Genomic DNA, 23,965 nt, shown 5'->3' on the forward strand with positions numbered 1-23,965 from the left:
CGATCAGGCGTTGGCGAGCTCGGCGGCCTTGTCGGCGCCCTCGTCCATGGTTGCGGCCAGGGTGACAAGCGGGTGCGCGTACTCGGCGAGGATCGCGCGGCCCTCGTCGACGCGGTTGCCGTCCAGACGCACGACGAGCGGCTTGGAGGCCGTGGCGCCCAGCGTCTCGAGCGCGCCCTTGATGCCGTTGGCGACGGCGTCGCACGCCGTGATGCCACCGAACACGTTGACGAACACGCTCTTGACCTGCGGGTCGCCGAGGATGACGTCGAGACCGGCGGCCATGACCTCAGCCGAGGCTCCACCACCGATGTCGAGGAAGTTGGCGGGCTTCACACCGTTGTGGTTCTCACCGGCGTAGGCGACCACATCGAGCGTCGACATGACGAGTCCTGCACCGTTGCCGATGATGCCGACCTCGCCGTCGAGCTTCACGTAGTTGAGCCCCGACTCCTTGGCCTTGGCCTCGAGCGGGTCGGCGGCGTCCTTGTCCTCGAGCGCCTCGTGCTCGGGGTGGCGGATCTCGGAGGCGTTGTCGTCGAGCGTGACCTTGCCGTCGAGCGCGATGATGTCGCCCTCCTCGGTGCGCACCAGCGGGTTGACCTCGACCAGCGTCGCGTCCTCGCCCTTGTACACGTCGAACAGCTTCACGAAGACGTCGGACACCTTGTCGACGAGGTCTTCGGGGAAGTTGGCTGCACGAGCGATCTCGACGGCCTTCTCCTTGTCGATGCCCGTCAGCGGGTTGACCTCGACGCGCGCGAGCGCCTCGGGACGCTCGACCGCGAGCTCTTCGATCTCCATGCCGCCCTCGACCGAGCACAGGCTCAGGTAGGAGCGGTTCGCACGGTCGAGCAGCACGGAGAAGTAGAACTCCTCGGCGATGCGCGCACCCTGCGCGACCATGACGCGCTTGACGACGTGGCCCTTGATGTCGAGGCCGAGGATGGCCTTCGCTGCCTCGTACGCCTCATCGGGCGTCTTGGCGACCTTGACGCCGCCCGCCTTTCCACGGCCGCCGGTCTTCACCTGAGCCTTGACGACGACCACTCCACCGATCTTCTCGGCGGCCGCCCTCACCTCTTCAGGGGTGTCCGCGACGATGCCGGCGAGGACCGGCACTCCGTACTTTTCGAAAACGTCTCGTGCCTGGTACTCGTACAGATCCACTGTGGTTCCTTCACTGGGCTGCTGTCTGGTAATTCTCTCGATGTCGAGACATCGACCAGTCCCCCAGCCTACTACCTCGGCCTGGACGCTCCTGCGGCCGCAGAGCCGCCCTCCCTCAACGCAGCGGGGGAACGCCTGCTCGTCGCACCGGCACGCCGGCCAAGCGGAGCTGACGCCTGATCGCGAACGGAGTGAACACGAGCGCGGCGCCGACCCCGACGATCACCGGACGTACGACGACCACAGGCAGACCGCCCAGGAAGGCGAACAGGATCGCGACCACGAGGACGACAGCCAGCACGACCTCGACCGTCAGGAGTTGGCGGCGCACCGAGGCTCCGTCGCCCGTCAGGGTGGTCTCCCTGCCCCGCACCCGGATCTGCTCGGTCCACCGCGCCCCGTCCCACCACCGCCGGGTGCCACGTCGCCGCGTGTCGAACCAGCCGGCCGGGATCCCGTCGTCTCTCACGCTCCTCAGTATGACGGCGACGCCTGGGCGTCTCCGCGCGCTCCGGTCTAGGCTTTCGCCATGCACGAATCCGCAGAACTGCGCACCGGCGTCGTCGCCGCCGCGCTCGAACTCTTCAACGCCCAGGGGTTCGACCAGACCTCGGTGGAGCAGATCGCGAAGGCCGCCGGGGTCTCCCGCTCGACGTTCTTCCGTCAATTCGGCGGCAAGGAGGACGTCGTCTTCGCGGATCACGAGGTGCTCCTGGAGCAGCTCAGGGAGTTCCTCGACGAGGGTCATGACGACCCATGGGGTGCCGTGTGCGCCGCCTCCGAATCCGTCTTCGCGCACTTCGCCCGCGACCCGGAGCTCGCCAGACGCCGTTACCAGATCGTGCGTCAGGTCCCCGTGTTGCGCGAGCGCGAGATCATCACCGTCTTCCGCTACGAACGACTGTTCGACGACTACCTGCGCAGCGCGCTTCCCGGCGTCGACCCGCTCGACGCCGTCGGCTTCGCCGCTCTGGTCACGGCGGTGCACAACCACGTGCTGCGCCAGCTGCTGCGCGGCCGCAAGAAGGTACCGCTGTCGACGCTCCAGACCGCGCTGGTCGATGTGCGCCGGCGCTACGGTGTCGCCGCCGACGAGGCCGCGTCTGCTCCGGACGACATGGTGGTCGCCGTCTTCCCCCGCTCCATGCCGATCGCCGAGGTGAGCCGCAGGCTGCAGTCCCAGCTGGACTGACGCATCCGGTCGTGGAACCCAGTATCGAGGAGTACGATACTTGGTGCCACGAAGGAGCCCCATGAGCACTGCAGCCTCCCCCTTCCCCGGCGAGCGCGTCTCGTCGTATGACATCACTGGACGTCAGGACAGCGACTACTACGCGGTCTTCGCCGACATCCCCTCCGCCGACCGGGAGGCGTGGGACCGCGCTAAGGCCTACGTCGACGAGGTCGCCCCGCAGATGGCGGATGCCTGGGACCGTGCCGAGTACCCGCTCGATGCCGCGCGCCGGATGGGCGAGATGGACCTCGTCGTCGACGGGGTCCAGCACCCGTCGCTCACGAACCTGTCGCCCCTCGCCGCAGGCCTGGTGAACATGGAGATCTCCCGCGGTGACGGCTCGCTGGGCACGATCCTCGCGGTGCAGGGCGGACTCGCGTTGCGCACCCTCGCGCTGTTCGGCTCCCCCGCGCAGCAGGAGCGGTGGCTGACCGCGCTCGCCGACGGTTCGGTACTCGGTTCGTTCGCTCTGACCGAGCCTGATCACGGCTCCGACTCGGTGTCGCTGGAGACCGTCGCCCGCCGCGACGGCGAGAGCTGGGTCATCCGCGGCACGAAGAAGTGGATCGGCAACGGCGCCTCCGGCGGTATCTCGTTCGTCTGGGCGCGCGTCGACGACGAGGGCGCCGACGAGCACGGCGCCGTTCGGTGCTTCCTCGTCGAGCAGGACACCCCCGGCTACACCGGCACCGTGATCCGCGGCAAGGCCTCGCTGCGCGCGATCCACCAGGCCCACATCGAGCTCGACGACGTGCGGGTGCCGCTCGATGCCGTGCTGCCGGGGACGAGGAGCTTCAAGGACGCCTCGACCGTGCTCTACGCCACCCGCTCCGGTGTCGCCTGGTCTGCACTGGGGCACGCGACCGCCTGCTACGAAGCGGCGCTGGCCTATGCGACCCAGCGCGTGCAGTTCGGAAAGCCCCTGGCGAAGTTCCAGATGGTCCAGGAGCGCCTCACCCACATGCTCGAAGACCTCACCGCCATGCAGCTGTACTGCCGGCGCATGGCCGACCTCGAGACGGCGGGCGAGCTGCGTCCGACCCAGGCCTCGCTCGCGAAGTTCCACAACACGCGCGCCGCGCGCCGCATCGCCTCGACCGCCCGCGACCTTCTCGGTGGCAACGGCATCCTGCTCGAGAACGGCGTGATGCAGCACCTGGCCGACATCGAGGCGATCCACACCTACGAGGGCACCGAGAGCGTGCAGGCCCTGCTGCTCGGACGCGACATCACAGGGATGAGCGCCTTCGCCTGAGTCTCCGTCCGCGAGGGCCGGTTCATCGGCGCCGTGCGCGCACGTGGCGCTCACGACTCGCTGCTGCCCCGGCCACGGCCTGCACGCCGAGCAGCAGAACCAGCGCCACGACGGGCACGCCCCACCCTCCGACGGCGGCGTGCAGCACGCCAAGACCGATCGGGCCGAGCCCTGCCAGCAGGTAGCCGATCCCCTGGGCCATGGTCGACAGGTGCGCGGTGTGCTGTGCGTCTGGTGCACGCAGCACGATGTAGGTCAGCGACAGCGCGATGGCCGCGCCCTGACCGAGCCCGAGGAGAGTCATCCACACCCAGGGCGCCGCTCCGCCCGGCGCGACGAGGAGGCCGATCAGACCCGCCGCGCACAGGAGCGCGGAGAGCAGGACGGGAAGCCAGCTCGGCCGCAGGTGACGCAGCATGGTCGGCACGAGCAGCGCAGCGGCGATCCCCGGGAGACTCGAGTACGACAGCAGCAGTCCGGCCTCGGACACCGGCACTCCGGCGTCCTGCAGCACCGTCGGGATCCAGGTCAGCGCTGCGTAGTAGCTCAGACTCTGCAACCCCATGAATCCGGTGACCGCCCAGGCGACGGGATCACGCAGCAGGGCCGACATCCGCGGCTCGTCCCGAGGCTCGATGATCGCATCCGCGGGAGCGCCTGTCGCGGGTGAGCGGACCGGCACCCCCGAGACCCTGCGCAACGCCCACGGCAGCCACACCACGAGCGCGAGCACGGCGGGAATCGCCCAGACCGCGAGGGCGCCACGCCAGGAACCGTCCAAAGCGGTCATGAAGGGCACGGTGAGAGCCGCAGCCGCCGCAGCGCCGAGGAAGAGCGCGGTCGAGTACAGCCCCATCATGAGGCCGATGCGGTGCGCGAAGTCCTGCTTGATGACAGCGGGCATGCACACGTTCGCCACCGCGATGCCCGCGCCGACCAGCACAGTGCCGCCGAACAACGCCACCGGCGAGGGAAGCAGGCGGACGCCGATGCCGATCGCCACGACGACCATGGTCAGGGCGAGCAGCCGATGCAAGCCCACCCAGCGTGTCAGCGCCGGCGTCAGGAAGGCGAAGGCGCCGAACGCGAACACCGGGATCGTGGTCAGCAGTCCTGCCGCGGCTGCCGGGAGGCCGAGGCTCCGCTCCATCGCGGGGAGCACGGGCCCGACCGAGGCGACGCCCATGCGGAGGTTCAGCGCGATCAGGAGCAAGCCGACGCCGACGTAGATCCCGGTGAGGATGCCACCACGACGCACGGACGGCGTCAGCGGGGTCGGGGCGGTGTCGGACGGTTCCTGCATGGTGGTCATGCTTCGAGTCCAGCACCCGCACCGTGCGTCAGGAAACACGTACACTGCATTCCGATGTCGAATACCCGCCAATCATCTCGAACGGTCGACCTGCACCTGGTCGACTTCGACGCGCTGACCGCTCTCCCCCTGGAGGGCGCCTACCGGTTCGCGCACGCGGAGACATCTCCGCGTCATGCTCATCCGCTCGGACATCTGGTGCACGCCGCCTCCGGTGTGCTTTCCCTGCTCACCGACGACGGCGCCTGGATCGCCCCCTCCACGCGCATGGCCTGGGTGCCCGCCGGCGCCGAGCATCGCCATCGTGCGCACGGTCGCACCGACATGCGCATCGTGCACCTGGACGACGAACTCGCAGCAGCCCTGCCCTCCTCTCCTGCCGTTCTCGTCGCCACCCCTCTTGCGCGGGAGGCGCTGCTGGCGATGACGTCCGACCGCCCCCGCAGCTCGCGCGCACTGGATCATCTGCGTCATGTCGTCGTCGACGAGGCGGTGACAGCGCCGGAGCAGCCGCTGCATCTGCCGGAGCCCCGCGATCCGCGACTGCGCAGGGCGGCGCGCATCGTCGAGCACGATCTCGCCCGTCCCGTGCCGCTCGGCGAGCTCGGCATGCGCACCGGCACGCCCGAACGGACGCTGAGCCGGCTGTTCCAGCAGGAGACCGGCATGGGCTATCGGCAATGGCGTCTCCAGCTGCGGGTGCACCGCGCACTCGTCCTGCTCGCTGACGGAGCTTCGGTGACCGGGACGGCTGCCGCGTGCGGCTGGGCGACGACGAGCCAGTTCATCGAGCAGTTCACGCCGCTCGTCGGGATGACCCCCGGCCGATACCGACAGTCTCAGCCCGCGGTATGAGACAGCTCCATGCACACGAGGCGCTCACGCTCGTCCCACGACGGGACGCGCTCGAAGCCTCGTGATTCGTACAGGCGCACCGGCCCGGCGCGCCAGTCCCAGACCGACAGGCGCACCCGTGCGGCGCCGAGGTCGCGCGCGTCGTGGAGCACGGCGTCGAGCAGCGCCGACCCGATGCCTCGGCCACGCACCTCCGGCACCGCCCACAAGCGCTTGATCTCGGCCACGTCGTCGCTCACGGAGAGCACAACGACCCCGACGACGCGATCGCCGAGCTGGGCCACACGCACGTGGTGACCCGCGTAGGCCGCTGCGGGGTCGTCGATCTCGCGGCGGTAGCGCTCGGGAAGCGCTTGGGAAGGATCGGGCGCGCTGCCGCCTTCCTGCCTGCTCTTCTCGCGCTCGGTCTGCAGCAAATATGCCCGCACCGCCGCGCCGACCTCGTGCGCATCGGTTCCGGACAGGTCGGCCAGCCGGATCACCGGTCGATCCGCCTCGGGTCCGAGCACGACGCTCACGCTCAGTCGCAGCCGCAGCCGCCGGACGGCGTCTTCACCATGAAGCACACGTCGCAGACGCCGTAGTCGCGCTCCTCGACGGGCTTGGGCGCCTTCTCCGCACGGGGGGCGGAGACGCGAGGAGTCGTCGCACGCTTCGCCGCACGCTGCGGCGTCAACGGGATGAACTCGCTCGGGTGACTGACGTAGAAGTACGGCGGGCGTCCCTCGCTGGGCTGCAGTCGCAGGGGAGCGGAACCGACGACGAGTCGCTCGTCCTCCGTGAAGCCGTTCGTGTAGGTGCGGCCGATGTGGAGAGACGCTCCCTCGCCACGACGGATCGCTTCGATGTATCGACCGCGGTCGATGAACGAGCTGACCCCGACGGCCTCGACGATCGCCGTGATGAACGCGTGGTTCGACGGGTCGATGCGGTGCGCGCGCAGCGCTTCCGGGAGCGAACGGTATGGACGGGAGGTGCCTGCGGGGGTCGGGCCCTGTACTTCTTTCATCCCTTCCAGGATCCCACGCTCCGAGGGGTGCGGCCGACCGTTTTCTGCTCGTATACGTGCCAAACTGACGTCATGGCTCAGGCGACGATCATCGGATCCGGCCCGAACGGCCTCGCGGCGGCGGTGTCGCTCGCTCGTGCCGGCTACGCGGTGCGCGTCCTCGAGGGCGCTGACACGATCGGCGGCGGGGTCCGTACCCGCGAATCCACGCTCCCCGGCTTCCAGCACGACGTGTGCTCCGCCGTGCATCCCGCTGCTCTCTCCTCCCCGTTCTTCCAGGCCTTCGGTCTCGATCGGCGGATCGAGTGGATCCGGCCGGAGGCGTCCTACGCCCATCCCCTCGACGACAGACGTGCGGCGGTGGCTTGGCGCGACATCGATCGCACTGCGGCAGAGCTCGGCATCGACGGCGGGGCCTGGCTGTCCCGCCTGCGACCTCTGAGCCGGCACATCGAGGGGGTCGTCGACTTCACGGGCAATCAGCTGCTCCGCATCCCGCGCGACCCGGTGACCGCCGTGCGCTACGCCCTGCGGATGCTGGATCAGGGCACGCCCCTGGCCGCCGCGGCGTTCCGCACGGAGGAGGCCGCCGCACTGATGTCAGGGGTGGTGGCACACGCGAACTCCCCGCAGCCGTCGCTCGCGGGCGCTGCCGCAGGGCTGCTGCTCGCCGCACTCGGTCACGCGGGCGGCTGGCCCTATCCGCGCGGTGGAGCGCAGCGCATCGCCGACGTCATGGTCGCCGACCTCGAACAGCATGGCGGCTCCATCGAGGCGGGCACCCCCGTCTCCGATCTCGCGACGCTCGACTGGGGCGACCCGCAGCGCGGCGACCTGCTGCTGCTGAACACTTCGCCTCGACTCGCGCTCACGCACCCCGACGTCCCCGCCGGCTATGCACGGGCCATCCGCTCCTATCGCTACGGGCCGGGCGCCGCGAAGGTCGACTTCGCGCTCGACGGACCGGTTCCGTGGACGAACGCCGACGTCGCCGGCGCACCCACCGTGCACCTCGGAGGCACCCGCGCCGAGGTCTGGGCGAGTGAGAACGCCGTCGCCGCCGGGCGCGTGAGCGAGCGCCCCTACGTGCTCGCCGTGCAGCCCTCGGTCCTCGACGACTCCCGTGCCCCCGCCGGGAAGGCCGTGTTCTGGGCCTACATCCACGTCCCCCCTGGCTCCGACCTCGACCCCACAGAACTCATCACCGCCCAGGTGGAGCGCTATGCGCCGGGGTTCCGCGACCTGATCCTGGCTCACCACGCGGTGCCGGCGTCGTCGCGGGAGGCGATCAACCCGACCGAGATCGGCGGCGACATCTCCGGCGGAGTGTTCGACATCCGCCAGGCGCTGCGTCGCCCGGTGCTCTCCCCCGCCCCGTGGCGCACCCCGATGCACGGCGTGTATCTGGCCTCCGCCTCGACGCCCCCCGGCCCGTCCGTGAACGGGATGGCCGGCTGGCACGCCGCTCGCAGCGCGCTGCGGGATGCGGGAGAACCGGCGGCGCTCTCCGACCTGTTCGGCTGACCGCCCCTCTTCCGTCGCCGATCACGCGCAGCCAGGATGGGAGCATGCGCTACGACATCCCCGCGCCGATGCTCGCCAAAGCGGTGCCCGCTGTCCCCGACCCCGCGAAGATCCCGGGTGGGCTGCTGTACGAACCGAAATGGGACGGCTTCCGCGGACTCATCGCGTGGGACGGCGAGACGGTGGAGATCGGCTCGCGGGGCGCCAAGCCGCTGACGCGCTACTTCCCCGAGCTCGTCGACGCGATCCCCCAGCTGCTGCCGGAACCATGCCTGCTCGACGGGGAGATCGTCGTGGCCACCGGTCCGCACGGATCGCAGCGACTGGACTGGGAGGCGCTGAGCCAGCGCATCCACCCCGCCGCCTCGCGCGTCGCGAAGCTCGCCGTCGAGACACCCGCGATGTTCATCGCCTTCGACCTGCTCGCCGCCGGTGAGGACGATCTCCTCGATCAGTCGTTCGAGACCAGAAGAGCACGCCTCGAGACGCTCATGGAGACCGTCGAGCACCCGCTCCACCTCACCCGCACGACCCGCGATCGCGATGCCGCGGTGCGCTGGCTGGCCGAGTTCGAGGGTGCAGGGCTCGACGGCGTCGTGGCGAAACCGCTCGACCAGCCCTACGCACCCGGCAAGCGCACGCTCTTCAAGATCAAACACGCCCGCACAGCCGACGTGGTCGCGCTCGGCTATCGCGTCCACAAGTCCGGCTCGGGTGTCGGTTCCCTCCTGGTCGGCCTGTACGACGACGACGGGACTCTTCGCCAGGTCGGCGGTGTGGCGGCCTGGAGCGATGCCCGTCGGCAGGAACTCGTCGAGGAGCTCGCCCCGCTGGTCGAGCGCGACGAGTCGGGCGAAGCCGTGACCGCGGAGGGCGAGCGATCGCGGTTCAGCGGATCGAAGGATGTCTCGTTCGTGCGGTTGCGTCCTGAGCGCGTGCTCGAGGTGCGATACGACCAGCTCGAAGGCGCTCGCTTCCGTCACACCGTGCAGTTCGAGCGCTGGCGGCCCGATCGCGATGCCCGCTCGTGCACCTACGAGCAGCTGGACACCGTCGCCGGCTACGACCTCGCAGACGTGCTGAGCTGAACCGTCCTGAGCTGAACCGTCCTGAGCTGATCCCCCGCTCGACGGCGGGCGTCAGTCCTTCTCGGCCGGCGTGCCGTCGTCTTCCCAGTTCGCCGCGACCTTCTTGCTCGGCTGCACGCGCGGGGGCTCGCCGGGCATCTTCGGGAACTCCGGCGGGAAGGGCAGCTCGCCGAGCCCGTTCTCCTTGTCGCGCTCCCACCACTCCAGCAGCGTGTCGATCCGTCCTGGGGTCTCCTGCAGCGATGCCCACGGATCGCCGATGTCGTCCAGACGCTTCGGGATGCTCCTGACGGTGAACACCGTCGGATCGAGGCCGTCGAGCTCCTCCCACGCCACCGGTGTCGAGACCGTCGCTCCCGGCAGGGCACGCGGGCTGTAGGCGCCCGCCATCGTCCGGTCGCGGTTGGCCTGGTTGAAGTCGACGAAGATGCGCTCGCCCCGCTCCTCCTTCCACCAGTTCGTCGTGACCTGCTCGGGCATCCGCCGCTCGAGCTCGCGTCCGGCGGCGATCACGGCGTGACGCACATCCAGGAACTCGTGGGTCGGTTCGATCGGCGCGAACACGTGCAGCCCACGGTTGCCGCTCGTCTTGGCGAAGGCCTCGAGTCCGGCCTCGCGCAGCACCTCGCGCAGAGTGTGGGCGGCTGCCACGGCGTCTGCGAAGTCGGTGCCCGGCTGCGGGTCGAGGTCGATGCGCAGTTCGACGGGATCGTCGGGATCGGTGGCGAGCGATGCCCACGGGTGGAACACGATCGTGTTCATCTGGACCGCCCAGACGATCGCGCTGGCGCGATTCAGCACGATCTGCGGGTGTCGACGTCCGCTGTTGTAGGTCACCGTCACGGCATCGACGAAATCCGGCGTCCCCTTGGGCGGGTTCTTCGAGAAGAAGCCCTCCGCCCTGGCTCCGTCGGAGGGGCCGATGCCGTCACGGAACCGTTCCAGCGATACCGGGCGGTTGCCGTTGGCCGCGAGGAAAGGGCCGGCGACCAGTTGCACGTACTCGGCCAGTTCCGCCTTGGTGATGCCGAGGTCGGGCCACACCACGCGATTCGGGCTGGAGAGCGCGACCTCGCGCTCTCCGTCGAGGTCGGCGACGGTCAGGGTCACGCGTTCTGAGGCCATGTTCCGACCCTAGAGCGCAGCCAGGACGGACGGAACCCCGCTCGCTCCACAGCGCGCGGGGTCCGGGTCAGGTCAGCAGATCCGGGTCAGTCGCCGATGTCGACGGCGAGGACCAGGACCGCCGTGAGCGCATCCCGTTCGACGACGATGGAGGGACCGGCCGAGTCGACGATCACACCGGCGATGTCGGCGTGGCTGGTGAGCACCTTCGCGAGCTGCTCGGGTGCGAACGGGAGCGGGCGGTCGCCGCGGCCGAGGGCGATGACCTCGAGCGGGTGCGAGAAGAGCTGCAGGAATCGGCGTCCGTCCGGTGTCTGGGCTTCGGCGATGCCGACGGGGCCTCCGCCGGAACCGTCGTTGACGGCGACCCACATCCGCGTGGTCGCGAGGGCCTCCCCGACCTTGACGGCCGAGTCCTGCTCGCGGGGGGCGGCGAGGATGCTCTTCACCGTCATGTCGATGTCGGCCTGCTCGAGCGTCTTCTGCAGGAGCTCGGTCGGGAAGACCACGCGGTGCGGAGCCGAGGCGTTGTCGACGATGAGGCCGGCGAAGTCGCCGGACACGACCTGCTGCAACACCGAGGTGACCGGCTGAGCGACCGCCGAGGTCGACGAGGGGTCGGCCTCGAGCTGCACGGAATCGCGCACGGCGCCCGCCGAGCTGAACGCCAGCATGTACTGACGGTCCTCGCTGTCTCGGACGACCGCGACCGAGAGGGCCTTGCCCTCGCTGATCTGTGCACGCGCGTCGCCGTTCACGCGGATGTACAGATGCCCCTGGAGCGCCTGACGCATGACCCCGAGCAGCTGATCGTTGGTCGCGCCGGCTTCGATCTCGGTGAGCGCTTCACGCAGCAGGACGTTGTCCTTCATGCCGGGGACCGTCTCGGTCTGCTCCGGCGGCAGCGCGGACGCGAGGGGCAGGCGCCGCTCCTGGGGCGCCTCGGGCTGGGCGGCAGGACGCGGCGGGTTCTGCGGCGCAGCCGGAGCCGCGGGCTGTGTCTGCGCGCTCGACGCCGCGTCGGAGGACGGCAGCTCGACCTCAGGACCGGCTTCCGCACCGACGCCTCGGAACGCCTGCACCGAGATCCCGATCGACGGCGCCGCAGCGGACTGCTCGTCGGCTGCACTCTCCGACGTCACACGCTCTGACGCCGTGCCTTCGGGGAGCGCACTCTCGGCGGGACGGTCCTCCGCCTGCGCTGTGCGGGGCTCGACGGCCTCGGCGGTGGGGGCGACGACATCGTCACCGGACTTCTTGCGGCGGGAGAAGAGGGCCATATGAGCCAGCCTAACCGCCAATCCTCACGGCGCTCCCCTCCCGGTACTCCGCCGACGCGCGCGTACCGCGGCGGGGTCAGATCTTCTCGATCGGCGCGACCTTGATGAGGAGCTTCTTCTGTCCCGCCGAGTCGAACCGCACATGAGCGATGCGCTTCGCGCCCTCGCCCGTCACCGCGTCCACTCGTCCTTCACCGAAGTCGACGTGACGGATGCGGTCGCCGGCGGCGAGTTCGAGATCGCCGTTGTCGCGCATCTTGGCCGTGACCCTGTTGGGGAACTTGTCCATGGCGGTCGACAGCGGCTTCAGGGAGTCTCGCCCCGGCAGCGACTTCACCGCGAAGCGATCGCCGGAGCCCGATCCGCCGAAACCGCCCTGACGACGGGCATTCAGCGCACGCGACTGCATCCCGCCGCGCGAGTTGACGTCGCCCGGGGACTGTCGCCAGTCGATCAGGTTCGCAGGGATCTCCTGCAGGAAGCGGCTGGGCATCGCGACCGTGACCTCGCCGAACTGTGCGCGCGTCATCGCCAAGGACAGGTGCAGGCGCTTGCGGGCGCGGGTGATCCCCACGTAGAACAGTCGACGCTCCTCCTGCGGACCGCCGGGCTCTCCCGCCGAGATGCGGTGCGGGATGAGATCTTCCTCCACGCCGGTGACGAACACCGCGTCGTACTCCAGGCCCTTGGCGGTGTGCATCGTCATGAGCGATACGGAGCCGGATTCGTCGTCGAGATCGTCGGCGTCAGACACCAGGGCGACCTCGGTGAGGAAGTCGGTGATGGTGCCCTCGGGGTTGTTCCGGGCGAAGTCGCGCGTGACGGCGACGAATTCGTCGAGGTTCTCCACGCGGGCCTCGTCCTGCGGGTCGCGGCTGGCTCGCAGCGCGTCGAGGTAGCCGCTCTTCGACAGCAGCAGGCTGAGCCCGTCGGCCACCGAGGTGGGAGGCGGCACTTCGCCGGTCGCCGGCAGCATGATCGCCGTCGCCTCGGCGAGCACCGCGTCGAGCTGCGCGATCGCGGCCTGGATCTTCGGACCGACGCCGAGCTGGCCCGGAAGCGACAGCGCGTCGCGGAACGAGATCCCGTGCTCCTCCGCGAAGCGCGCGATCGCCGTCTCCGTGACGTCGCCGATGCCGCGCCGAGGCTTGTTGAGGATGCGGCGGACGGACATCTCGTCGGCGGGGTTGGCGACAGCGACGAGATACGCGAGTGCGTCCTTGATCTCGGCGCGCTCGTAGAACTTCGTGCCGCCCATGATCTTGTACGGCACAGCGGAGCGGATGAAGATCTCCTCCAGCGCGCGGGACTGCGAGTTCGTGCGATAGAAGACGGCCATCTCCGAGTACGGCATCCCCTTGCGGTGGAGCGCCTCGACCTCGTCGGCGACGAACTGCGCCTCGTCGTGCTGGGAGTACCCGGTGAAGCCGATGATGGCGTCGCCGTCGCCCTTGTCGCTCCAGAGCTTCTTGTCCTTGCGGTCGAAGTTGTTGCCGATCACGGCGTTCGCGGCGGACAGGATGTTCTGGGTGGAACGGTAGTTCTGCTCGAGCAGCACCACCTTCGCCCCGGGGAAGTCGCGCTCGAACTCGCTGATGTTGCGGATGTCGGCGCCACGGAAGGCGTAGATCGACTGATCCGAATCGCCGACGACCGTGAGCGACGCTCCGGCTTCACCGGCACCCGGTGCCGGCTCGGGGTCGGGCTGGAAGATCATCATGCCGTTCGAGGCATACGGCTCCGATGCCGCGCCCGCGCCCGACACCGGCCGCGTGAGCTCATGGATGAGCGCGTACTGGGCGTGGTTGGTGTCCTGGTACTCGTCGACCAGGATGTGCCGGAACCGACGGCGATAGGTGTCCGCCACCTGGGGGAAGGCGCGGAACAGGTAGACGGTCTGGCCGATCAGATCATCGAAGTCGAAGGCGTTGGCCTTCTGCAGCTGCCGCTGGTAATCGGCGAACACCTCGACGAACACGCGCTCCGCGGGATCCGACATGTTGGCCTGACGCGCATAACCCTCGGCATCGGACAACTCGTTCTTCAGCTTGGAGATGCGACCCTGCACGGCAGCGGGGGTGAGCCCGTAAGCGTCAGCCTCGTGCTCCTTCACGAGTCGCTTGATGAGCGCGCGCGAGTCACCGGAGTCGTAGATGGTGAAGTTCTTCGTGAATCCGAACTGCTGGGCCTCACGGCGCAGGATGCGCACGCACGCGGAGTGGAAGGTCGAGATCCACATGCCGCGGGCGGCGTCGCCGATCAGCCCTTCGACGCGCTCGCGCATCTCACCGGCGGCCTTGTTCGTGAAGGTGATCGCGAGGATCTGGCTCGGCCACGCCTCCCGGCTGCGCAGCAGCGAGGCGATGCGGCGGGTGAGCACGCTGGTCTTGCCCGATCCGGCCCCCGCGACGATCAGCAGTGCCGGGCCGCGATAGGTGACGGCCTCGAGCTGCTGAGGGTTGAGGCCGGCGAGGAGATCGTCCTGCTCCGGGGCTCCCGACGAGCGAGGACCAGCTGTGGAGGGGACGATGAGAGGAGCTTCGGTCATGGCCTTACGAGTCTAGGCGTCGGCACCGACACCACGGCACGGTACCTCGCCTCCCCCGATGCGTGCAGCGGCTGCGCGTGCAGGTGACGCTACCGGGTCTCCAGCGCGAGGCGTCCGGCCAGGAGCACGTAGGTCGCGGCGAAGGAGCGGCGTAACCAGGCCACGACTCTCGGACGCCCCAGCACCTGGGTGCGCATGGTGGCGGCGAAGATGCCGTACAGCGCGAAGACCACGAAGGTGAGAGCCATGAACACGAGGCTGAGTCCTGCCATCTGCCAGGCGGCGTCCGGCGCCTGCGACGGCACGAACTGAGGGAGGAAGGCGAAGAAGAAGATCGTGAGCTTCGGGTTGAGCACGTTGATGAGCACCGCCGTGCGGATCACGCGCCAGGAAGAGCGCGGAGCCGGGTCCTCGTCCGCCTGGATCAGCGATTTGTCCCGCAGCGTCTGCCAGGCGAGGAAGAGCAGATAGGCGATGCCGATCCACTTGATCGTCTCGAATGCCACCGCGGAGGCGTTCAGGATCGCCGCCAACCCGGTGATCGCCGCGATCATGTGCGGGATGACCCCGAGCGTGCAGCCGAATGCGGCGATGATGCCCGCCCTGCGCCCACGGGAGATGCCCTCGGCGATGGAGTAGACGGCACCGGTGCCCGGCGTCGCGACGATCACCAGCGTGGTCAGTAGGAATGCGATGCTCATCGACGTCCTCTCATGCGGTCCCCCGCGCTCACACCCTGTCTAGTCGGTCGGGCGTCATGCGCGCACCCCCTGGAGGAAGATGACGCGGGCGAGCGGGGGAACGACCAGTTCGCACCCCCGCTCACTGCTCAGGCCCCGCGCCGCCGACCTCCCACGGTCGCCGCACCGGCGGTGAGCAGCACCAGCGCCAGGATTGCAGCCGCGAGGGGAAGCTCGGCGCCGGTGGCCGCGAGCCCACCTGTGCTGCCCCCTGTGCCGGCCCCTGCTCCCGCTTCCGCGTCCGCGGAGATGCGGATGTCCGCCCAGCCGAGGAGAGCGCCGCTCCCATCGAATACCGCGATGCGATGTGCCCCGAGCGGCGCATCCGCCGGGATCCTCGCCGTGATGGTGCCGCCCTCCGTGAGCGCGCCCGTCGCGATACGCGTCGGATCGGAGTACATCCATACCGCGACGTCCGTGCCGGCGCCCTTCGCGTCGACCGTGATCGTGACCGTCTGACCTCGCGTCGCGACCGCGGGATCGACGGTCAGACCACCGCGATTGCCGTCGACGAGCTCCGTGCCCGGAAGCGGCGGCGTCTCTCCTCCAGGGGCGCCGCCACCAGCGGGGAGCGTCCCGGTGCGCAGCGCCTCCGAGGCGAAACCGTCGGCGAACCACCAGACCGGCCGCTGCCCGTCGACCGAGAGCGAGGCCGGCGCCGTGGCGAAGCCCTCGTTGTTGATGTCCGGCATACTCGCCGGGCGGGCGTAGTGCGCGATGCCCGGCTGTGCGGTTCCGTTCAGCGTGATCTCGGCCGAGCGCCCCTGACACCCGTCGTCGCATACAGCCCAGAGGCTGTTGCGCACGCTGTCGTAGTCGAGCGCCATCACTCCGGCCAGGCCGGGAGCGATCTCCGAGACCAGCGTCGCCGAGCCGTCGGAACCGAGGGCGAAGGCGTACACATGACCGTTGTCCTCGACCGCGACGAAGAACAGCCCGCCGCCGTGTCCCGCATAGGCCTTCGGGTCATATGCTGCGCCCTTCCGGTCGTCGAAGAGCTTTCCGGCGAGCGCGGAGTCCGGAACCCACTGCACCGCCTCCATGCCCAGGTTCGCTCCGACCGCAGGCAGCAGCGAGGTCAGGTCCCACTCCTGCTGTGCGACGAGGTCGCCGGTCGAGGCGTCGGGGTCGACCTTCAGCACCACGTTCTGGTTCACGCCCTTGGCGCTGTTGTCGCGCTCGGACGCGACGTAGACGAAGCCGTCTCCGTCGACCGTGATGCCCTCGGTGTCTGGCCCTGCGGCTCCCGGGTTGGCTGCGTCCTTCTGGAAGCGCACCCGCTTGCCCGCATCCCAGCCGTCGACCTTCTCGATGGAGCCGTCGGCGTGCGCTTCGAGCTTCCAGATGCGCCCCTCGCCGTTGTCGACCGCCCAGAGGAACGCGCCGTCGGCGGTCTCCTGCACGTCGAGTCCCGAGCTGTCCTCGAGGAACGTCGGGATGCTGTCCACCACGCGCACCTCGGCGGAGCCGGGCCACGTCGCCACGGCGACCTCGCCGGCGCAGACGTTCGCGATGCCCTTCGTGGATGCAGCGGTGACGGCGAAGGAGCCGGTGGTGTCGGCGCAGCGGCCCCAGGTCGTCGCGGCGTGGCCATCGCCCCACGAGGTCGAATCCACGAGCAGGTCGCCGTCGAACACCCGCACCGCATCGCCCGCGCCGAGTCCGAAGCCAAGCTGAGCCCGCTCGATCACGAAGTACGCCCCCGCTTCGATGGTGGTGCCGTCCGGAATCGCGTAGGCGTGCGCGTCATCGTCATCCTTCACCACGATGCCCGACACATCGAGCGCGGTGTCCGTCGGGTTCACGAGCTCCACCCAGTCGTCGGGCGACCCGCCGTCGGACTCGACCTCGTTGATGCGCACCGGGTTGCCGCACGCGTTGCGCAGCCCCTTGGTCGAGACCGCGATGTCGACGAAGTCCCCGACGCCGTCGGCACAGCGGGCGAGAACGCCGGCCGCGTGCGCGGTGTAGACGTGCTCATCGACCGTGTTGCCGTTTGCGTCGCGGATCGTCACGGTGTCGCCGTTGCCGAGACCGAAGACGAAGTTCGACGGCTGGTCGAAGACGAAGTAGCCGCCCGGCTGCAGGATCGTCCCGGACGGGAGCGGCGTGGTCTCGGCGGCGTGCCCCGTCGGGTCGCTGTCCATCACGGTCCAGCCGGAGAGGTCGACCGCCGTGCCCCCGGTGTTGACGATCTCGACCCAGTCCGTGGTGTCGCCGTTGGACTCGATCTCGTTGATCACGACGTCGGGCATGACGCACGAGTTCGTCGCACCGGGAGTGGGGTGGGCGAGGACGAACGCCCCGATGCCGTCGGGGCAGCGAGCCAGGGTGGCTGCCCCGAAGTCGCCGTCGATCGCCGCGTGGCCCTGCCAGGGCAGAGTGTCGTCGATCATCGTCCCCGTGGCGTCGAAGAGGCGGATGCGGTCGGCGCTGCCGATGCCGATCGGCTCGCGGAACGCGGCCTCGACGCCTCCGGAGAGTCCGATGGTCCCCTCGTCGACGACGAGGAATCCGCCAGCGGAGATCGTCGCGCCTGGGCGGAACTGCCAGCGGTGATCGTCGGAGTTGTCGCGGATCTCATACCCCGAGATGTCGAGCGCCGCGGTGCCGGGGTTGTGGAACTCCACCCAGTCGGCGGGCTGCGAGTCCACCTCATTGATGACGATGGAGCCGTCGACGGGCGCGACCGCGCAGTCGTTCGCGGCTCCGGGCGTCGCCTTCGTGGCAGGCGCCCAGGCCCCGGTGCCATCAGGGCACCGCGCCCACACCGACAGCGGAGCGGTGTTCTCGTACGCGTACGAGTCCGCTTCGGCGCCGCTCGGATCGAACAGCACGACCTCATCGCCCTTGCCCAGCCCGAAGGCGAAGTCGACGTCCTTCACGAGCACCAGGAACTCCCCCGGTTCGAGCGACGTGCCATCCGGCGCTTTTCCGAAGCTGTCGCGCTTCTCATCCGCGATGGTCCAGCCGGTGAGGTCGATCGTCTCGGTGCCGGCGTTGTAGATCTCGACCTGATCGGCGAGGCCGGTCACCGCGTCGTCGTAGACGATCTCGTTCAGCACGAGGCTCGGAGCGGCCGAGATCGCTTCGGCGGGGCGAATGCCGGGATCGGCGCCGACCGCGGCGACGGGGGTGGCGAGCAGGGCGGCAGCGCTCAACGCGCACACCGCCGTGACCGCCGCAGCACGATGCATGCGGGGCATGGAGGACTCCTGGGTGGCTGGGCCGGCAGCCTTCGCGGGATGCGAGGCCGGTCCGGACGGGACTCAGTCGGGTACCAGCCCAGACCACCGACTTCGCATGACCGCCGAGGATCCCCCGGGTGCACACCAGGTGAACAGGAGGTGGCGGTTCCCCTCAGGCGATACGCGTGCCAGGGGGAAGGCGTCTGGCGGGAGTGCGGGTGCGCACCCATGCCCCCGCGAACAGCGAGCCGGCGATCACGACTTGCACTCCGAGCCCGACGAACCAGCTCGGCACCGTCGATTCGATGACCTCTTGCGGTGTGCGGTATCCACCATCGGGATCGCAGGCGTCCCAGCGCTGTTCGAGCGGCGACTGCTGGGCGCTGCGCAGGCCGTACTTGATCTGGCCGAACAGGTCGACGGGGTAGCCACCGGTCGCATACTCGGTCGGGGTGGCATCGGCGAGCACGACGAAGGGGTTCGCCGCCAGGGTCCACCAGACCAGATCGAACCGCGGCACCTCCTGCATGCTGTTGACGTCCCAGCGATCGCATTCGGGGTTGCCGTTCGCGTCGTACGGGCGGGAGTACACGGTGGCTTCGCCGCGCACCGCCATGCCGCCGAGCCCGAACGCGATCAGCGTTCCGAACACGAGCGCCGCGACCACGAGGTACGTCGTCGCCACCGAGAACAGCGGACGCGCGATGAGACCGCTCAGGCCCACGCCGATCGCCGCGACGATGATGATCTCGGCGGCGAGCACGAGCAGGGAGACGAGCAGCACGACGGGGTTGGTGCCCCCACCGAGCAGGGACAGCCCGAGGAACGGAACCGCCACGACCAGGAAGGCACCGCCGGTGGCGACCGCTGCGGCGAGCTTGCCCAGCATGATGTCGCCGGTCGATGCGGCGGTCACCTGCACGGCGGCGAGGGTGGCGGCATCCCGATCGCCGTTGATCGCGTTGCCGCTGAGCGTCGGCGATACGAGTACGACCAGCAGCAGGACGACGTTGACGACGATCGAGTACACGCCGGCGCCGATCGCGTCGCCCCACGAGTACACGGCGAAGGACAGCGCAGTGACGCCGAGCAGCACCAGAGCGAAGACGCCGAGCAGCACGTACCAGCCGACGCTGCGCAGCCGCTGCGTCAGTTCCAGTCGCGCGATGATGCCGATGTTCGCGAGGCTCATGCGCCCGCCTCCGTTCCGATGGGTGCTGGTGGCTGTGACGCCTGTCGCAGGTTCAGGAAGGTGTGCTCGAGCTGGCTCTGTGCGGGCGCGAACTCGACGACCGGGAGTCCCGCCTCGACGAGGTGCCGCAGTGCCTGCGCCGCATATTCCTCCCCTTCCAGGCGGACGAGCACGGCACCGCGATCTTGTCCGAGCGATTCAGGCGCGATACCGAGGGTCGATGCCACCTGCCACGCGTCGGCCTTCGTCCGCTCCTCCGTCGCGCCGGCGAGGCGCACCCGCCAGGCTCGCATCACGCGCTGTGCCGGTGCGGCGTCGACGACGGAGCCTGCGACGAGGAACACCGCGTCGTCGACGACCTCGTCGAGCTCGGAGAGGATATGGCTGGAGATCAGCACGGTGCGTCCCTCCGCGGCGAGGCCGCGCAGCAGCACGCGCAACTGCACCCGCGCTTCGGGGTCGAGACCGGAGGCGGGCTCGTCGAGGAGAAGGACCTGCGGGTCGTGCACGAGGGCCCGCGCGAGTCCGAGCTTCTGCTTCTGGCCGCGGGAGAGCACCTTGGCCGGGGAGTCAGCGAGGTCGGCGAGACCGACGAGGGCGAGCAGCTGCTGGGCGCGGACCTCGGCATCGGGCTTCTCGATCCCGTACAGACGGGAGGTCGTGACGATGGTCTCGCGAGCTGTGAGCGAAGGCCAGGCGCCGAGCGCGTCCGGCATCCAGCCGAGCAGACGTCGCGCGGCGAGCGGATCGACCGACGGGTCGACACCGCCGATGCTGATCGTCCCCGCGTCGGGAGCGAGCAGGGAGGCGAGCATGAGGAGCAGCGTCGTCTTGCCCGCACCGTTCGGCCCCACGAGGCCGGTCACGCGCCCCGGCTCCGCACGAAGAGTGGCCCCCTTCACCGCCTGCACCGTCCCGAATGCTCTGCTGACGTCTTGCACAACGATTCCGGTCATGCGGTCAGTCTGGCATCCGCACACCGTTGCGGCCGGGACCTCCGAGGGGATGCTCAGTCCCGGCGGGGCGGTGATGACACAATCGGCTCATGCGCACGATCCTCAACATCATCTGGGTCATCCTGGCCGGATGGGCCCTGTTCCTCGGGTACGTCCTGGCCGGCGTCCTGCTGTGCATCCCGATCATCACGATCCCGTGGGCGATCGCCTCGTTCCGCATCGCCGCCTACGCGATCTGGCCTTTCGGACGAGAGGTCATCAGCAAGCCGACCGCCGGGGTCGGCTCGTTCCTCGGCAACGTGCTCTGGGTGATCCTCGCCGGCTGGTGGCTCGCGATCGGCCACATCGTCTCGGGCATCCTGCTGTGCATCACGATCATCGGCATCCCGATGGGTATCGCCGACTTCAAGATGGTCCCGGTCTCCCTCATGCCGCTGGGCAAGGAGATCGTCTCCACGCGGCGCGGCGCCTTCGACCGGACACTCTGAACGGGATACCCCCGGCCCTGGGCCGATCTCCACTGGGCCGATCTCCACTGGGCCGATCTACACTGGGCCGATGGATGCCGCCCGCCTGATCGCATGGGATCAGGAGCTCCGGTCGGCGCATTCCCGCCTGCGTGCCGCCCTCGCGGCCACGCGCGACGCGCTCGGCCGGGGTGCGGACGTGCCGGATGCGACGTCAGAGCTCGTGCTCTACTGCATCGGCTTCTGCGCCGCCCTCGACGGTCACCACGGCGCCGAGGACCGGCAGCTCTTCCCTTCCCTGCGCGCCGAGCATCCTGAGCTCGGCGGAGTCATCGACAAGCTCATGCAGGATCATTCGATGCTCGCCCATCTGCTCGCCTCGTTGCGCAGTGCCGCCGAGCGCGGGGACGACGCGGCGACGATCGGCGGGCACCTCGACGGGATCGCGGCGATCATGGAATCGCATTTCCGGTTCGAGGAACGGGAGATCCTCGAACCTCTGCGCGCGCTGACTCTCGACGACGACGTGAAGAGCGTGCTCGGCCCGCTCTGACGCGGTCAGGGACGATTCAACCGCGGAAGAAGGCGACGCCCAGATCCGGATGGTCGACGAACACCCCGTCGATGCCCTGACGGGCCAGGACACCCCACTCCGCCTCGTAGTCTCCGAACTCCCCGCGGCCGCCCGGTCCTCGGAACTCCGACGCGAGGAAGGCATTCTCCGGCCGACACGTCCAGGTGAAGACCTGCAGACCACGTTCGTGCGCATCCGCGACGATCGTGTTGCCACGGTCGAGCAGCATCTTCTTGCTCACGCTGATGCCGTCCACCCGACCGACGAGAGCGTCGAGCCCCTTCGGCGCGACCGTCTCCTTGTAGGTGAGAGCACGCTTGCCCTCCGCCACCAGGAGGTCGTAAGGACGCCCCGATGCCTCGATCAGGTAGATGTACGAGGCCGAGATCCCGTGCTCGCGCAGCTGCCCGAGCACGGTCGATTCGAAGCACTCGATCACCAGGGGCAGCTCGCCCTCGGCCCATCCGGCGTCGCGCAGCTCGAGGTCGATGAGCGGGGCGAGCTCGAGGCCGATGCTCGCGAAGTACGTGGCGTGCTTGACCTCGAGCACCACGCCGATCTCGCGCCCGTGCTCCTCCGAACCCTCACGCACGATGTCGAGCACGTCGCGCAGTCGCAGGATCTGCTGGGCGCCGTCGAAACTCGCACTCGAGGCCCGCACCTCCGGCAGGCGCTCCCGGATACGCAGGGTCGACAGCTCCGCCCAGGTGAAGTCCTCGGTGAACCAGCCGGTCTGCGCGTTTCCATCGACGCGCTTGGTCGTCTTGCGGTCGGCGAACTCCGGATGGTCCGCCACATCGGTCGTGCCCGAGATCTCGTTCTCGTGACGCACGATGAGCACACCGTCCTTCGTCGCCACGATGTCGGGCTCGACCGCGTCCACCCCCATGGCGAGGGCGAGCTCGTAGGAGGAGCGGCTGTGCTCCGGACGGTAGCCGGGCGCACCGCGGTGCCCGATGACGAGGGGGGAATTCCTGGGCACGCTCTCAGCGTAGAACACCCCGGGGGCGTCCCCTGCCGAGTATCGTGGAGGGAAGAGACCTACTACCCCCCTTTGGAGTGAGGCCCACCAATGAGCAACTTCGCTTTCAACAACCCTGCTTTCCAGCAGCAGGACCCGCGCAACGTCGCGACGTACCCGGGCGGACCTCAGGCTGCCCAGGGCGCGCAGAGCGCCTCGCTCCAGCACGGGGCGATGGACGCTGCGGCCAACGCACAGCTCGAGGGCATGTACGCGGCACCGCCCGCCGGCGCCATCGAGACCGACCGCATGTCGGTCGAGGACACGGTCTGGAAGACCGCCGGCCTGTTCGGCATCCTGCTCGTCACCGCCGCGATCGGCTGGGTGCTGACGCTCGGCGGACTCGACGTCCCCCGCTACAACCCCTACAACCCCGCCGCCGTCAACGTGCTGCCGTGGGCCATCGGAGCACTCGGCGGCTTCGTGCTCGCCATGGTCATCACCTTCACGTCGCGCAAGAAGGTGCGCCCCGCGCTGATCTTCGCCTACGCGGCCTTCGAGGGTCTCTTCATCGGTGGCATCTCGGCGTTCTTCGAGGTGCAGTGGCCCGGCATCGTCTTCCAGGCGACGCTCGCGACCGTCTCGGTCGTCGGTGTGACCCTCGCGCTCTTCGCAAGCGGCAAGATCCGCGCGTCGAAGAAGGCGACCAAGATCTTCATGATCGCGATGATCGGATACCTGGTCTTCTCGCTGCTGAACCTCGTCCTCATGTGGACCGGTGTGAACACCAACGCGTTCGGTCTGTTCAGCGCCGAGATCTTCGGCATCCCGCTCGGTCTCATCATCGGAGTGCTCGTCGTGATCATGGCCGCGTACTCGCTGGTGCTCGACTTCGACCAGATCCAGCAGGGCGTCCGCAACGGCGCTCCCCGCAAGTACGGCTGGCTCGGTGCCTTCGGCATCATGGTCACGGTCGTCTGGCTCTACGTCGAGATCCTGCGCATCATCGCGATCGCCCGCGGAAACAACTGACGCGACCGCGTCGCCACAGTCGCAGAGGCCCGTCTCCCGCAAGGGAGGCGGGCCTCCTGGCATATCCGGGGGTGCGCGCGCAAGGGGTTGGCACTCCGATCGTGGATTCGGCAGGCTTGAGGACAAGAAGCCCCGGCACCCCGGGGCTCCCGATCACAGGAGCTGACCATGAGTTTTCTCGGCTTTCTTCTTCTCGGCCTCATCGCCGGTGCCATCGCCAAGCTGATCCTTCCCGGCAAGCAGGGCGGCGGCTGGTTCATCACGCTGCTTCTCGGCGTCGTCGGCGCGCTGCTCGGCGGCTGGCTCGGCAGCCTGATCCTCAACCGTCCGCTGACCGAGTTCTGGGACCTGGGCACGTGGCTCCTCGCCATCGGCGGCTCGATCATCGTCCTGCTGATCTACGGCCTGATCGTGGGCCGTGGCCAGAAGGTCAACGACTGACGATCCCCCGGATC

22 protein-coding genes are annotated in these 23,965 nt (G+C 69.1%); 9 read left to right on the plus strand and 13 right to left on the minus strand.

All coding sequences use genetic code 11. The features are described from left to right. Window positions 1-3 precede the first annotated feature (3 nt). Entirely contained in the window at window positions 4-1,170 is a 1,167-nt protein-coding gene (gene sucC / locus AB4070_RS14875) for an ADP-forming succinate--CoA ligase subunit beta (RefSeq protein WP_045263776.1), read from the minus strand. Window positions 1,171-1,285: 115 nt separating this feature from the next. Then, entirely contained in the window at window positions 1,286-1,639 is a 354-nt protein-coding gene (locus AB4070_RS14880; protein WP_441980783.1) for a DUF2510 domain-containing protein, read from the minus strand. 60 nt (window positions 1,640-1,699) lie between these two features. On the opposite strand from AB4070_RS14880, the gene AB4070_RS14885 reads away from it, so the two are divergent. Both AB4070_RS14885 and AB4070_RS14890 read left to right on the plus strand, forming a co-directional pair. After that, the gene (locus AB4070_RS14885; protein ID WP_046748814.1) at window positions 1,700-2,362 is read left to right on the plus strand and encodes a TetR/AcrR family transcriptional regulator; all 663 of its coding nucleotides are present in this window, start codon (window positions 1,700-1,702) and stop codon (window positions 2,360-2,362) included. A 61-nt stretch (window positions 2,363-2,423) separates the two neighbouring features. Then, complete coding sequence (locus AB4070_RS14890; protein ID WP_441980784.1) at window positions 2,424-3,659, plus strand: acyl-CoA dehydrogenase family protein; 1,236 nt, start codon at window positions 2,424-2,426, stop codon at window positions 3,657-3,659. A 22-nt stretch (window positions 3,660-3,681) separates the two neighbouring features. Here AB4070_RS14890 and AB4070_RS14895 read toward each other — a convergent pair whose 3' ends face one another. Further along, on the minus strand, window positions 3,682-4,971 hold the full coding sequence (locus AB4070_RS14895; protein ID WP_441980785.1) for a CynX/NimT family MFS transporter: 1,290 nt from the start codon (window positions 4,969-4,971) through the stop codon (window positions 3,682-3,684). Window positions 4,972-5,025: 54 nt separating this feature from the next. Here AB4070_RS14895 and AB4070_RS14900 point away from each other — a divergent pair, with 54 nt between their 5' ends. Then, window positions 5,026-5,826, plus strand: a complete 801-nt coding sequence (locus tag AB4070_RS14900; RefSeq protein WP_441980786.1) for a helix-turn-helix domain-containing protein — start codon at window positions 5,026-5,028, stop codon at window positions 5,824-5,826. On the opposite strand, the gene AB4070_RS14905 is transcribed toward AB4070_RS14900, so the two are convergent. Both AB4070_RS14905 and AB4070_RS14910 read right to left on the minus strand, forming a co-directional pair. Beyond that, window positions 5,811-6,335: a GNAT family N-acetyltransferase gene (locus AB4070_RS14905; RefSeq protein WP_441980787.1), complete on the minus strand. Its 525-nt coding sequence runs from the start codon at window positions 6,333-6,335 to the stop codon at window positions 5,811-5,813. The genes AB4070_RS14900 and AB4070_RS14905 overlap by 16 nt on opposite strands. Before the next feature lie 11 nt (window positions 6,336-6,346). Continuing rightward, the gene (locus AB4070_RS14910) at window positions 6,347-6,835 is read right to left on the minus strand and encodes a hypothetical protein (protein WP_441980788.1); all 489 of its coding nucleotides are present in this window, start codon (window positions 6,833-6,835) and stop codon (window positions 6,347-6,349) included. Between the two features lie 72 nt (window positions 6,836-6,907). Here AB4070_RS14910 and AB4070_RS14915 point away from each other — a divergent pair, with 72 nt between their 5' ends. Both AB4070_RS14915 and AB4070_RS14920 read left to right on the plus strand, forming a co-directional pair. Further along, window positions 6,908-8,359, plus strand: a complete 1,452-nt coding sequence (locus tag AB4070_RS14915; protein WP_441980789.1) for a phytoene desaturase family protein — start codon at window positions 6,908-6,910, stop codon at window positions 8,357-8,359. A 44-nt stretch (window positions 8,360-8,403) separates the two neighbouring features. Beyond that, window positions 8,404-9,447, plus strand: a complete 1,044-nt coding sequence (locus tag AB4070_RS14920; protein WP_441980790.1) for an ATP-dependent DNA ligase — start codon at window positions 8,404-8,406, stop codon at window positions 9,445-9,447. A gap of 51 nt (window positions 9,448-9,498) precedes the next feature. Here the strand turns inward: AB4070_RS14920 and ligD are convergent, their stop codons facing one another. The 7 genes from ligD to AB4070_RS14955 all read right to left on the minus strand — a co-directional run bounded on the left by ligD (window position 9,499) and on the right by AB4070_RS14955 (window position 20,476). Beyond that, complete coding sequence (gene ligD, locus AB4070_RS14925; RefSeq protein ID WP_441980791.1) at window positions 9,499-10,572, minus strand: non-homologous end-joining DNA ligase; 1,074 nt, start codon at window positions 10,570-10,572, stop codon at window positions 9,499-9,501. Between the two features lie 86 nt (window positions 10,573-10,658). Beyond that, entirely contained in the window at window positions 10,659-11,852 is a 1,194-nt protein-coding gene (locus tag AB4070_RS14930; protein WP_441980792.1) for an SseB family protein, read from the minus strand. A gap of 76 nt (window positions 11,853-11,928) precedes the next feature. Continuing rightward, window positions 11,929-14,400 (minus strand): ATP-dependent helicase, encoded by a 2,472-nt coding sequence (locus tag AB4070_RS14935; RefSeq protein WP_441980793.1) that lies wholly within the window; start codon window positions 14,398-14,400, stop codon window positions 11,929-11,931. An 89-nt stretch (window positions 14,401-14,489) separates the two neighbouring features. Next, complete coding sequence (locus tag AB4070_RS14940) at window positions 14,490-15,101, minus strand: LysE family translocator (RefSeq protein WP_441980794.1); 612 nt, start codon at window positions 15,099-15,101, stop codon at window positions 14,490-14,492. A 128-nt stretch (window positions 15,102-15,229) separates the two neighbouring features. After that, window positions 15,230-18,346 (minus strand): lamin tail domain-containing protein, encoded by a 3,117-nt coding sequence (locus tag AB4070_RS14945; RefSeq protein ID WP_441980795.1) that lies wholly within the window; start codon window positions 18,344-18,346, stop codon window positions 15,230-15,232. A 154-nt stretch (window positions 18,347-18,500) separates the two neighbouring features. Further along, window positions 18,501-19,520: an ABC transporter permease gene (locus AB4070_RS14950; RefSeq protein ID WP_441980796.1), complete on the minus strand. Its 1,020-nt coding sequence runs from the start codon at window positions 19,518-19,520 to the stop codon at window positions 18,501-18,503. Further along, window positions 19,517-20,476, minus strand: a complete 960-nt coding sequence (locus AB4070_RS14955; protein WP_441980797.1) for an ABC transporter ATP-binding protein — start codon at window positions 20,474-20,476, stop codon at window positions 19,517-19,519. The genes AB4070_RS14950 and AB4070_RS14955 overlap by 4 nt, the downstream gene beginning before the upstream one ends. Before the next feature lie 89 nt (window positions 20,477-20,565). Between AB4070_RS14955 and AB4070_RS14960 the strand changes: the two genes are divergently transcribed. Both AB4070_RS14960 and AB4070_RS14965 read left to right on the plus strand, forming a co-directional pair. Continuing rightward, the gene (locus tag AB4070_RS14960) at window positions 20,566-20,964 is read left to right on the plus strand and encodes a YccF domain-containing protein (protein WP_017828304.1); all 399 of its coding nucleotides are present in this window, start codon (window positions 20,566-20,568) and stop codon (window positions 20,962-20,964) included. Between the two features lie 70 nt (window positions 20,965-21,034). Continuing rightward, the gene (locus AB4070_RS14965; RefSeq protein WP_282846066.1) at window positions 21,035-21,496 is read left to right on the plus strand and encodes a hemerythrin domain-containing protein; all 462 of its coding nucleotides are present in this window, start codon (window positions 21,035-21,037) and stop codon (window positions 21,494-21,496) included. A gap of 16 nt (window positions 21,497-21,512) precedes the next feature. Here the strand turns inward: AB4070_RS14965 and AB4070_RS14970 are convergent, their stop codons facing one another. Continuing rightward, the gene (locus AB4070_RS14970) at window positions 21,513-22,499 is read right to left on the minus strand and encodes a glycerophosphodiester phosphodiesterase family protein (protein ID WP_441980798.1); all 987 of its coding nucleotides are present in this window, start codon (window positions 22,497-22,499) and stop codon (window positions 21,513-21,515) included. 90 nt (window positions 22,500-22,589) lie between these two features. Between AB4070_RS14970 and AB4070_RS14975 the strand changes: the two genes are divergently transcribed. Together AB4070_RS14975 and AB4070_RS14980 are read left to right on the plus strand one after the other, a co-directional pair. Further along, entirely contained in the window at window positions 22,590-23,510 is a 921-nt protein-coding gene (locus tag AB4070_RS14975) for a Bax inhibitor-1/YccA family protein (protein ID WP_441980799.1), read from the plus strand. A gap of 168 nt (window positions 23,511-23,678) precedes the next feature. Then, window positions 23,679-23,951, plus strand: a complete 273-nt coding sequence (locus AB4070_RS14980) for a GlsB/YeaQ/YmgE family stress response membrane protein (RefSeq protein ID WP_282846064.1) — start codon at window positions 23,679-23,681, stop codon at window positions 23,949-23,951. Window positions 23,952-23,965: the final 14 nt, after the last annotated feature.

Source organism: Microbacterium sp. 2RAF4, from assembly GCF_052115285.1.
Taxonomy (GTDB): Bacteria; Actinomycetota; Actinomycetes; order Actinomycetales; family Microbacteriaceae; genus Microbacterium; species Microbacterium oxydans.